Annotated in this window: 13 protein-coding genes; 6 read left to right on the top strand and 7 right to left on the bottom strand. The window is 45.4% G+C overall.

The features are described 5' to 3' along the window. Positions 1-131: 131 nt before the first annotated feature. The 3 genes from ACQEXR_RS15795 to yjjG form a co-directional block, all read right to left on the bottom strand. Entirely contained in the window at positions 132-728 is a 597-nt protein-coding gene (locus ACQEXR_RS15795) for a DUF1294 domain-containing protein (protein WP_331418657.1), read from the bottom strand. A gap of 496 nt (positions 729-1,224) precedes the next feature. Beyond that, positions 1,225-1,440, bottom strand: a complete 216-nt coding sequence (locus tag ACQEXR_RS15790) for a cold-shock protein (RefSeq protein ID WP_138972013.1) — start codon at positions 1,438-1,440, stop codon at positions 1,225-1,227. 89 nt (positions 1,441-1,529) lie between these two features. Further along, entirely contained in the window at positions 1,530-2,204 is a 675-nt protein-coding gene (yjjG, locus tag ACQEXR_RS15785; protein WP_331418660.1) for a pyrimidine 5'-nucleotidase, read from the bottom strand. 95 nt (positions 2,205-2,299) lie between these two features. On the opposite strand from yjjG, the gene ACQEXR_RS15780 reads away from it, so the two are divergent. From ACQEXR_RS15780 to ACQEXR_RS15760, 5 genes are all read left to right on the top strand, one after another. Further along, entirely contained in the window at positions 2,300-3,208 is a 909-nt protein-coding gene (locus ACQEXR_RS15780) for a LysR substrate-binding domain-containing protein (protein WP_426952670.1), read from the top strand. Positions 3,209-3,341: 133 nt separating this feature from the next. Next, complete coding sequence (locus ACQEXR_RS15775; protein WP_426952669.1) at positions 3,342-3,476, top strand: hypothetical protein; 135 nt, start codon at positions 3,342-3,344, stop codon at positions 3,474-3,476. A 70-nt stretch (positions 3,477-3,546) separates the two neighbouring features. Further along, positions 3,547-4,197 carry an isoprenoid biosynthesis glyoxalase ElbB gene (gene elbB, locus ACQEXR_RS15770; protein WP_426952667.1) on the top strand — a complete coding sequence of 217 codons (651 nt, stop codon included), beginning with the start codon at positions 3,547-3,549 and terminating at the stop codon, positions 4,195-4,197. A 292-nt stretch (positions 4,198-4,489) separates the two neighbouring features. Further along, positions 4,490-5,638, top strand: a complete 1,149-nt coding sequence (yiaY, locus tag ACQEXR_RS15765) for an L-threonine dehydrogenase (RefSeq protein ID WP_138972017.1) — start codon at positions 4,490-4,492, stop codon at positions 5,636-5,638. A gap of 101 nt (positions 5,639-5,739) precedes the next feature. Continuing rightward, positions 5,740-6,471, top strand: a complete 732-nt coding sequence (locus ACQEXR_RS15760; protein WP_426952666.1) for a dienelactone hydrolase family protein — start codon at positions 5,740-5,742, stop codon at positions 6,469-6,471. A 50-nt stretch (positions 6,472-6,521) separates the two neighbouring features. Here ACQEXR_RS15760 and secF read toward each other — a convergent pair whose 3' ends face one another. From secF to ACQEXR_RS15740, 4 genes are all read right to left on the bottom strand, one after another. Next, complete coding sequence (gene secF / locus ACQEXR_RS15755) at positions 6,522-7,424, bottom strand: protein translocase subunit SecF (protein ID WP_426952665.1); 903 nt, start codon at positions 7,422-7,424, stop codon at positions 6,522-6,524. 2 nt (positions 7,425-7,426) lie between these two features. Continuing rightward, a complete protein-coding gene (secD, locus tag ACQEXR_RS15750; protein ID WP_426952664.1) occupies positions 7,427-9,274 on the bottom strand; it encodes a protein translocase subunit SecD in 1,848 nt (615 codons plus the stop codon). Between the two features lie 85 nt (positions 9,275-9,359). Then, positions 9,360-9,842, bottom strand: a complete 483-nt coding sequence (locus tag ACQEXR_RS15745) for a hypothetical protein (RefSeq protein WP_426952663.1) — start codon at positions 9,840-9,842, stop codon at positions 9,360-9,362. Between the two features lie 102 nt (positions 9,843-9,944). After that, positions 9,945-10,616, bottom strand: coding sequence for a hypothetical protein (locus tag ACQEXR_RS15740; RefSeq protein WP_426952662.1), 672 nt, complete (start codon positions 10,614-10,616; stop codon positions 9,945-9,947). A 54-nt stretch (positions 10,617-10,670) separates the two neighbouring features. On the opposite strand from ACQEXR_RS15740, the gene ACQEXR_RS15735 reads away from it, so the two are divergent. Beyond that, a complete protein-coding gene (locus tag ACQEXR_RS15735) occupies positions 10,671-11,246 on the top strand; it encodes a hypothetical protein (RefSeq protein WP_426952660.1) in 576 nt (191 codons plus the stop codon). Positions 11,247-11,324 lie beyond the last annotated feature (78 nt).

Below are 11,324 nucleotides of genomic sequence, written 5' to 3'. Positions count from 1 at the left end.
CCCACTGCTACAGAGGGGTCGTTCGCAACAGTATGGTTTGCTATCCAGTGCGTTGCGAACACGTTAAGTGATAGGAGCTGGCCCAGATGGGCGGCTTTGTGATGTCAAACAGTATTAGAGGCAGATTCTTCTCACGAAATAGAGCGCAACATTGAGATCGCTTGTTCCAGTAAAAAAGCACCTTCACTGGTCAATGACCAAGCAAACAACGCAATATTGAGTACCAAGGTCGACCAGAAGAGGAACTTAAATCCAATATCATGATACTTGTGATGCATAATCGACTGAGCAAGCAAAGCCCCAACCCATCCGCCACACACGTTCATTATATGGAAAGCGACTTCCGGAACTCGCCACCCACCGTTCATCATTGCGTGTCTGTCTAACGCATATAAGGTGTATGTGGCTGTGCTGGCGGCAAAATAAAGTACGCAGGATATGAGTGGAAAATCTAGCAAGACGACGCTACCGAAAAGTGCGCTACAGAACCAGACGGCTATAGCAAGAGAAAAATTAAACACCAAAGGCCGAGTTACGTCGACCGCTCTCATGGTTCCATTACTATCAGATCCTAAACGAAATACCACAGGTTCGCTGACACAGGGTAACCGAGAGTTATTTTCTAAATCATTGATATGAAATAAAATTTGAGTATCTTGGTTTTCTACAGAAATATAACCATAACCCTTGCTCTGATCCCATTGAGCAATTGTTCCTTGTATTGCCATGTTATTTCCCTTACCTAGCCTGAAGTTGCGATAAGCCTATAATTATTATTGCGTTAACATTAGCTATAGCACACATATTATACAATGCGCATATTCTAACCAACTTTGCTTAAATTATTTGATCTAGAACACGACTGACAGGTTCTGGCACCACCACTCGATAGAGATGAGCGAGCTTGATCAGACGATGAATTCGCTCAGGCATCGCGCTCCGCTTCGACTAAACTTTTATCTGTGTTGCCAGATATGCTTAAAGCACAGCGAGAAGAATTTGCGATTTTTGTGCCGGAAATTCTTCTCGCTGTTTACAACCACTAGGACAAATCTTTTAGGGAAAAGTATGGACCCTTGGTGCGAATGGAGAAAGGGTTATCGGCATTTTCGAATTGATAGAATCGAGACGCTCACGATTACCGATACAAGGTTGGAGACATCGACTGGCAAATGTCTCGAACGCTACATTACACTTCACGCACCTGAAGCTTAGAAGTATTCGTTACTTCATGACCATAGGTGAAATATTGAGCGCGATTCGACAGCCGTTGAGGTCAGACTCAACATCAAACTCCACCAACTCATTAACATGAACGTCAATTGAAGTGCCACGCATATCTCGAACATGAAAAAACACCTTATCGTTGCAGTTTTCATCTTCAATAAAGCCATACCCGTGCTTCGGATCTAAATCGATGATTTTTCCAAGAACTGACATGCTGCTTCCTCGCTATAACAGTAACAGTGAATTCTGTTATTCTTACTGCGCACAGGTTCACTTCGATCACTGTTAATAAAAAATAGTTGCTAAGCCAGCAAAATATCTTTCAGCTCATGCAGAGAACTTACCGTGTAGTGCGGCGAAATATCGACATCTGCTTCAGCCCCTACACTATTTAACCAACAGGTTTCGATACCAAAATTAAGTCCACCTAGGATGTCAGAATGTTGGTTGTCTCCCACCATGAGAACTTTGCTCTTACAAGGCGACCCCATTTTCTCCATCGCATGGCTAAAAATGGCTGTATCGGGCTTAGCAAAACCCACTTGCTCGGATATCACGACGTGTTCGAAATATTGGCTCATACCGGTTCTTTCAAGTCTGATTGCCTGAAGCTCGGTAAAACCATTAGTGATGATACCCATCTTCGCCTTGCCATGAACCGCTTCCATCAGCTCTTTTGCTCCTGGAAGTAAGGTACATATGTCAGCCATTGCCTCTAGAAAAGCACTGTTTAACTCAGAGGTGGTCGTATCTAACCTGTCTGCCCACTCTTGAAAGCGAGTGTGTTTTAAATCATCGGCACTGATGGTGCCATTTTGATAATCAACCCATAGAGGCTTATTGACCGTTTGATAGTGCTCAAAATCTTGTGAAGTAAACTCTACCCCCTTGCGAGAGAACATGAGCTGCATCCCTTTAAAGGCATCAAAGTGAAACAGGGTTTCGTCAGCATCAAACAAGATCCAATCGTATTTCATTGCTATCTCCTAAAAATTTCATCGCTAGTGTAGATTGTTTTCAATAAGATGATAATCTCTAAGTTAAGAAATTTATTGTTTACCTACAGTCAACTATGCAAGCATTCTCTTCGATACCTGTTTTTGTCTCAGTGGTTGAAAATGGCAGTTTCTCTGGCGCAGCCGAAAAACTCAATATCACCAAATCCGCCGTCAGTAAACGAATCACCCACTTAGAAGATGAACTAGGAATTAGACTTCTTAATCGCACCACACGAAAACTGAGTTTAACGGAAGCGGGTCAACGCTACTACGAGTATGTCGTGCAATCTCTAAACCTAGCGCAACAAGGACTAGATGCGGTTAGCGAGCTGCAAGGCAAGCCTCGCGGTAAGCTAAAAGTGACGGCTCCCATGTCCTTTGGTGTCCTACACGTGGCTCCTCTGATTGCAGAGTTCCTCGCTCTCTATCCTGATGTAGAAATTGATTTGCAACTCGAAGACCAAATGGTTGACCTCATACAAGACAGTTTTGACATCGGCATCCGTATTGGCCACCTGCCTTTATCAAACCTAATTGCGAAAAGACTCGCACCATGTGTCAGCGTGCTATGTGCATCAAAAGAGTACCTAGAACAACATGGCCGCCCACAGCAGCCTAGCGATCTGGTCAATCACAGTTGCTTACAGTACAGCTACTATCGCGGTGGTACCGAGTGGAGCCTCAATTCGGCTGGGCAAGAGTATCGCGTTGTTCCTAAAGGTCGTTTATCAGTGAACAACAGCGAAGCGATTCGTCGTGCAGTATTAGAGGGGGCAGGCATTGGGAACTTACCAACATTCATTGCGGCCAAGGACATCCATGCAGGTCGTCTTGAAGTTGTCCTTGCCAATTACCGGTTGCCAGTACATGCCGTCTATGCCGTTTTTCCTGAAAGAAAACATATGCCATTGAAAGTTAAAGTTTTCTTAGATTTCATCAACGAACGATTGGGCACTGACACCCCCTACTGGGACAAGTGTTAACCATTAATGTGACTCCATGCTCAACTATTCTTGTTGAATTGATTTACGCAAAACTTTATGACCTGAAACAAACTTTCTCCGCTATTCTCCAGTCACAATCTAGGTGTTGCTAAATGCCTAGGAGGCGTCCGATATGAAACGATTCTTTCCTTCTAACATCATGCTAATTCCTTTTGTGGTGAAGAACTATTCTGAAGAACAGCAAGAGGATAGCGGTGACACCGACCAGCAATCAGATCCCAATGAGTCACGCGATTTGGAAGAATGAGACTCTAATCAGACCGTAGCGGTTATTAATTGGCTACGCTAACAGCGCACAACAACAAGGGAGGACAACAATGAAGAAAGTTGCCGTAATACTAAGTGGTTCAGGTGTCTTTGATGGGGCTGAAATTCACGAATCCGTACTATCGCTGCACGCGATTGAAAAACAAGGTGCGAGCTGGCACTGTTTCGCGCCCAACATCGATCAACTTCATGTTATAAACCACAAGACCGGTGAAGAGATGGACGAGACACGCAACGTCTTGGTTGAAGCGGCACGGATTGCACGCGGGAAAATAGAGGATGTTGCAAAGCTCAATGTCGATGATTACGACGCACTATTGCTTCCTGGAGGTTTTGGTGCCGCGAAGAATCTCACCGATTTCGCGGTAAAAGGTGCGGAATGTAGCATTAACACTCATGTTGCTAGTGCATGCAGAGCGTTCGCTCAAGCACGTAAACCCGCGGGATACCTGTGCATTGCTCCAACAATCATTCCGCTCATTTACGACCAAGGCGTCAAAGCCACTATTGGTAACGATGCTGCGACCGCTGCGGCTTTTAATACCCTAGGCGGCCTTCACGTTGAGTCGCAAGTAGACCAAGTTGTATTTGACGAGCAACATCTCGTGCTCTCGACGCCCGCCTATATGCTCGCCGAAAACATCTCTGAAGCAGCAATAGGAATCGAAGCACTAGTCGAGAAATTAGTCTCACTCAGTTAGCTAGATATCTATGCGCTATTTAGCCCCTGTCGGTATTCCTACTGACAGGGGCTTTTTGTTTGCTCCGAACGCAAAAAATTTAACAATTTCTGTTTGTGTTGAGAAAACGATTGCGCTAACCCACTAATATTTAACAACTTACATTCGATACAAATTGAACTGGTCGGAGTTCACATTTTACTGCAACACCTACCACTTTTGGGTAGCAAAATTGTTTGAGATCAAGATTTGAGGTTGGATAGTTATGCGAATCTAAATGCAGATTTCAAATATAACAATATGGAGCAATCCAATGACGAGTGCATTTTTTATCCCTACTGTAAACCTAATGGGCGCTGGCTGCCTGACTGACGCAGCAGACAATATTCAAGCTCAAGGTTTTAAAAAAGGCCTGATCGTAACTGACAAAATCCTTAATCAGATTGGTGTTGTAAAACGAGTTCAAGATCTATTGACTGAGCGTCAAGTAGACACTGTGGTATTTGACGGTACTCAACCAAACCCAACAATCAGCAACGTGAATGATGGTCTCGCACTGCTTATGGATAACGACTGTGACTTCGTAATTTCCCTTGGTGGCGGTTCACCTCATGACTGCGCTAAAGGTATCGCATTGGTCGCTTCCAACGGTGGCAAGATTGGAGATTATGAGGGTGTAGACCAATCAGCTAAACCAATGCTGCCACTGATCGCAATCAACACAACGGCTGGCACAGCTTCTGAGATGACTCGCTTCTGCATCATCACTGATGAAGAACGCCACATAAAAATGGCGATTGTCGATAAACATACAACACCGCTCGTATCCGTCAATGATCCAGAGCTAATGTTAGCTAAACCTGCTTCGCTAACTGCTGCAACAGGTATGGACGCATTAACCCATGCTGTTGAAGCTTATGTCTCTATCGCAGCAACGCCTATCACTGATGCTGTTGCCATCAAAGCGATCGAAATCATTCAAGCTCACCTTCGCACTGCGGTAGAAAACGGCGATGATATTGAAGCGCGTGAACAAATGGCTTACGCACAATTTATGGCAGGTATGGCGTTTAACAATGCATCGTTGGGCTACGTACACGCAATGGCGCACCAACTAGGTGGCTTCTATGACCTGCCACACGGCGTCTGTAACGCGATTCTGCTTCCTCATGTCCAACGCTACAATGCTCAGGTCTGCCCAGATCGTCTACGTGACGTTGCGAAAGCGATGGGTGTCGATGTTAAAGATATGACCGCAGAACAAGGCGCTGAAGCGGCAATTGCCGCTATCGTTGCGCTAGCTAAAGATGTAGGTATTCCATCGGGTATCAAAGAGCTTGGTGCAGATGCTAAAGACATCCCAACCCTAGCAGACAATGCACTAAAAGATGCGTGTGGTTTTACTAACCCTAAACAAGCAACGCATGAAGAAATTTCAGCAATCTTTGCAGCCGCTATGTAATTAAAGTCTTTTCCTTTAGTCCTAGCCTCCTTCGGGAGGCTTTTTTTGTACCAGTCTTTTGCATTTTACGTACTACACTTCTACGACAATGGAGGTGTTTTATGAAATCAATATTCGGTCTTATCTTATTAACTTTATCGACTTTTACTGGGGCGGGTGAAAACAAAATTTACAATGTAAACGGTAGTGATTACGAGGGCTACTGGAGCAAAGTCAGTGACAATGCACCACTAGTATTGCTTATCCATGACTGGGACGGTTTAACAGACTACGAAATGAAACGAGCCGATATGCTCAATCAACTAGGCTACAACGTATTTGCCGCCGATCTATTCGGTAAAGGGATACGACCAACAGAGATTGAAGACAGAAGACAGCACACAGGAGAACTCTACAAAGACAGAGAAAAACTTCGTGCGCTAATGCAGGGCAGTTTGGATTTTGCCGCCCAGCTTGGAGGAAACAGTGACAACACCGTTGTGATGGGCTATTGCTTTGGTGGTGCAGCAGTTCTGGAGTCTGCACGAGCAGGTATGAAAGCCAAAGGCTTTGTCACCTTCCACGGAGGGCTAGGTACTCCTGAAGGTCAATCTTATCAGAACACCACTGCACCTATAATGATTCTCCATGGCACGGCAGACAGTGCCATTCCTATGTCACAGTTTGCTGACCTGGCTGAGCAACTTGAAACTGCCAAAGTCCCACATGAGATGATTACGTATAGTGGAGCGCCGCATGCTTTCACGGTTTTCGATAGTCCACGTTATCGCGAAGATGCCGACAAGAAATCATGGGATAGTTTCACACGCTTCCTCGCCGCCAACACCAATTAAAGCAAAAGCCCCGCGATAGCAGTATCGCGGGGCTCTGTCATCCCTATCGTCTATGGCGCCGTATCTATTTCTACTGGTAGATAGTGCTTAGGTTCGAGCTTCAACCACTCTGGCAAGACAGTACCGATCGATATCGATGACCAAGTGCCAGACAAAATACCAATGAACATCGCCACAGCAAACCCTTGTAATGCGTTGCCTCCCATAATCCACAGTGCCGAGACCGTGAGCAAGGTGGTTCCTGAAGTCACCATAGTACGTGAGAAGGTCGCTATCACAGCTTGGTCATTGATTTCTTCCGTTGATAGAGACTGTTTTGCAATGAGCAACTCACGGATACGGTCAGCAATAATGATTGAATCGTTGAGTGAGTAACCCAAAATTGCCAGAATTGCCGCAAATACGGTCAAGTTAAATTCCATCTGCGTTGCAGCAAAGAATCCCAATACCAGTACGACATCGTGAATCAACGCCAGCAGTGAACCACTTGCCAGACGCCATTCAAAACGAAAGCAGAGGTAGCCCAAGATGCTCAGCATCGAAATCATCAGCGCTAAGCCACCTTGATCAACCAAATCTTGCCCTACTTGTGAACCCACCATGCTGTTGCTGATCACGTCAACCTGATGCGAAATCGGTGCTAGGGTCTGACTTAGGTCTGCTACCTGTGCGTCGCTTTGAGGAATTGGGTAACGAATCACCCATCTTCCATCCTGGTCTGAGTGCGTAACGTTGGTAAACTCACCAAGGGCTGGTTGCAATACCTCTACCAACTGCGAGTGGGTCACATTGTTATCAACCTTGACCTCAGTCACCATACCACCGGTAAAGTCTAAGCCCATGTTCAGGCCATTCATCGCCAATGCGACCAAAGAAACGACCATCAGCGCTAAAGAAACAAAGCTTGTGATGTAACGAATACGGCGAATACGCTGTTTAAAAAACTCAATCATGATTAAACCCTCACATCACGACGCGCATCGCGTCCCCAAACTAAGTTGATAATTGCACGTGATGCAAACACACCACTAAACATACTGGTCAGCAAACCGAGACCAAGAGTCAGAGCGAAACCTTGAATTGGGCCATTACCAAGCGAGTAAAGTACAACTGCGGTAATCATGGTGGTAATGTTGGCATCAAGAATGGTGCTCAACGCGCTACCAAAGCCAAGATCAATGGACTGCGCAAACGTGCGCCCTTCTGCAAGCTTGTCTTTGATGCGTTCAAAAATGAGCACGTTGGTATCGACCGCCATACCGACAGTCAGTACCAAACCCGCGATACCCGGCAGTGTCAGTACTGCTCCTGGTAGGAGTGCGATAAGACCAAGTAGGCTAACCATGTTGACCAATAGCGCCACATTAGCGACCCAACCTAGTCGACGATACCAGAGCGCCATGAAAGTCAGCGTCATCGCAAGACCTAGCGCTAAAGCGGCAAAACCATTCTGAATGTTTTCAGCACCTAATGAAGCACCAATCGTGCGCTCCTCAACGATAGTCACTGGCGCAGTCAAAGAGCCCGCGCGAAGCAACAAGGCTAAGTTTTGTGCATCTTCCATTGAGCCTGCTCCAGTGATGCGGAACTGGCTGCCAAGCTGAGACTGAATAGTCGCGACACTAATAACACGTTCGCTGCGTTCTGTTTCACCTTTCGCATTGGTGGTGTATTCGCGGTACACGGTCGCCATTGGTTTACCAATATGACCAGCGGAGAAGTCACTCATCATCTTGCCACCCGCATGATCGAGTGAAATGTTAACTTCAGAGAAACCCATTTTGTCGACGCCAGCACGAGCATTAATGATGTGTTCACCAGTCAACACTGGTCGTTTTGCTAAAGTGACATCACGGCCATCGTTATCTTTAAGTGCAATGTCACCATACGCCTTACCTTCCGAAGGCGTGCGGGCTTCATGAAAGGCTAGCGTTGCGGTCGCACCAATGACATTTTTCGCCAACGATGGATCTTGGACACCCGGTAACTCAATACGAATACTGTGCTCACCCTGACGCTGTACCAACGCTTCTGTAATACCAAGCTCTTCAATACGGTCACGCATGATCTTTAAGTTTTGCTTTAATGTGACGGACTGGAACTCACTCTTGCTTTCAACCGTCGGTTTAACCGCAATGAAATCTGAATGTCGTTTTACGTCCCAAGTTGGGTAGTTCTGCTTGAGGAAGCTCTGAATCGATCCTAACGCCTGTTCAGAGTCTGATTTAATATCAAATGCTTCTGATCCAACCGAAGCGATCTGCACACTACGCAAACGCTCTTGACGGAGAAAATCTCTCACTTCATCGACTAAACTATTGCGTTGGTCTTCGAACGCTTTATCAATATCTACATTAAGGAGGAATTGAACACCACCGCGTAGATCTAGCCCGAGCTTAATCGGACTAAAGCCCATGTCGCTCAGCCACTTAGGTGCCACCGAGACGTAAGAGAAACTAATACTATCCTGTTTGCTGAGCAATTTATCTAGCTCTTTTCTTGCCAGTGTCTGTTCAGTTTCGTTATCGAACACCAAGGTGGTTTTGTTACCCATCTGTTCAATTTGACTTGCTTGGATATCACGCTGATCAAGATAATGATTCAGTTCAGTGACGTTATTTAAAATAGTATTTGCCTGCCCTTGTGACGTTGTCACCTGAATCGACGGTTTTTCACCATACCATGTTGGGATAGCACTCAATGTCAGCATGATAATCGTGGCAATCAGTACCACGTATTTCCAAGCTGAATAATGGTTCATGAGACGAGCAGAACTCGCCTGTTTAGCAGGATTTTTTTTCATTGTATTTCTTAACTTTGTTCGGCTCAGGCGTGCCTGAACCTAAATTACTAACGTAAGAAGGCGTAATCGCTTCCGAAAAAGTAAGTTAAAGAAATACCGGGTATTGGGCGTTTAACGCGACATAAAGTGCGTTGGACTCTTTCCAGCCAGCAATTCGACTTGGCGAGGTATAACGAGTAGCAAGGGCATTAGTCGAAGATAGACAGGTTGCCTTGTATAAACGGAAAAGGGCAACGATCGCAGGTTCAAAAGTCGGTAGTTCTAAATTCGACGAAGAATCAGCGTCATCAACAAAACGAGTAGAATGTAGGCAGCGATTAGTACTTACGATCGCTAACCAATCTTGAGCAAATTCCGATTGTGTGATCGGTTTAGGCTGAGAGTCTTCTCTTACTTCGTCAAACAGGGCCTGAGCATCGCTTTTAGACGCAGGTAGAAGAGTATTAATTCGGTAGCTTAATCGAGCGGAGGCTTCATTTTCGGCTTGCAGCAGATACGCAAACGCCTGCGAAGGCACAACCATCGCAAGAGTAAAAAGCCAAATGTATGAAATGAATCGACGAAGCATTGACCAGCCTGATTATATCTAACAGCGAGATAGTAGATCTAACCCATATGACAAACAACTAAAATGTTCTAAAAGCTAATATTCCATATCTGAGTCAAACCACTATCGGTAGAATATCTTACCGCTTAACACATCAAGATAGATTTTGTTGGCTTGCTTTAAACCACCGCAGTAAACAAAGTAAGCTTGTTGTTGATTGAATGTCACGGAACGAATCCATCCTTTGGTCTCTTCAAAGTCTTCAGGAGTACAAGTCCCCTCTTTAAGCAGTTGGTCGGTTGTTTTTATAAACATCTCAAAGTGTTGCTTAAAGTCATCAGATTGCTCGATGTACTGGCTGATGGTTTCCATCCTCTCTTGCTTTGAAATGGTTGGCGCGACCTCAAGCAGTGCGTCCATCGGCACCCACTCTGCGACTTCAGGCCCCCCTTCTTCATAAACATAGTAGGGAGAAATTCGCCCCCAGCCATCTTTCTTTTCTAGTACGTGCAACTTGTCGCCACGGTACACAGCACTCTCAATAAACGCGTCGACATCTGGGGTTTCACGTACACCCAGTCTGGGTGGGCTAACGTAATAATCTGTCACTGGGGGCGCGGGTCGAACCTCTTCCTCTTCTTCGACAATAGGCAGTGGTGTAACAGGTTGCTTTTCGTCTTCAGCCGCCGCTAGCGCTAGAGCATCTTGCTGCGGTTTGTAATAGAAAATGTAGTAACCACCGCCAGCACAGGCGATACCCACTAACAACAAGACAACCATGATGAGTTTTTTCATATCCGCCTAATCTTTTCCTATACTTATCGAGTTATAACCACCACCACAACCACGATGAAATGGCACTGTATTAATATTACTATAACGGCAGCACTGCTGATCACTTTACCTTTTAAGGTACTTAGTGCCCATTGTTCGGCTCCAGCATGGAACGAAATCCTCAATCTTCAGACCGATCTTGACCGAACTTATAACCTCCATGCTCAAAAATTTAATCAGTTTCTGCACATCCATAACGAGCAGCCCTTTCTTTACCAAGAATTCACTCCTCAGGAGATCCGCCAGTTTTGGGACAGCAATAAGGACACCTTACATCAAAGTATGAACTCCCAAATTGAGGCATCGCTTTTTGTCGTTGATAAAATACAACTAGAGCGAGACTCCCTACAGCAACTATCTGAGCGTGCAGAACAACTACTGCTACGCTGGCGAAACATCAGCCAGCATTGCAAGCAGATGGACAATCAATCAAACGCCGTAGCAAGCGAAAAGTATGCGCAGCTTAATCAGGCGTTAATACTCGATATCAATAAACTGTTTACTAAACTGCTCATCCTAGAGCAACGATATGTGAATGAAGTCGAAACATTACGCAGGGCCAGACCAGATACAGAAAACGACTCCCCTTGATTCCAACCGCTATCGGTTGTCTATCGATAGCTACATTACTCTCAATTACTGGATCAATCTCACATATTATCTACTCAA

The sequence above is a fragment of the Vibrio sp. TRT 2004 genome, assembly GCF_050113735.1.
Taxonomy (GTDB): domain Bacteria; phylum Pseudomonadota; class Gammaproteobacteria; order Enterobacterales; family Vibrionaceae; genus Vibrio.
Note: the sequence above shows the minus strand (reverse complement) of the source record. Positions and strands in the feature narration are given on the sequence as shown.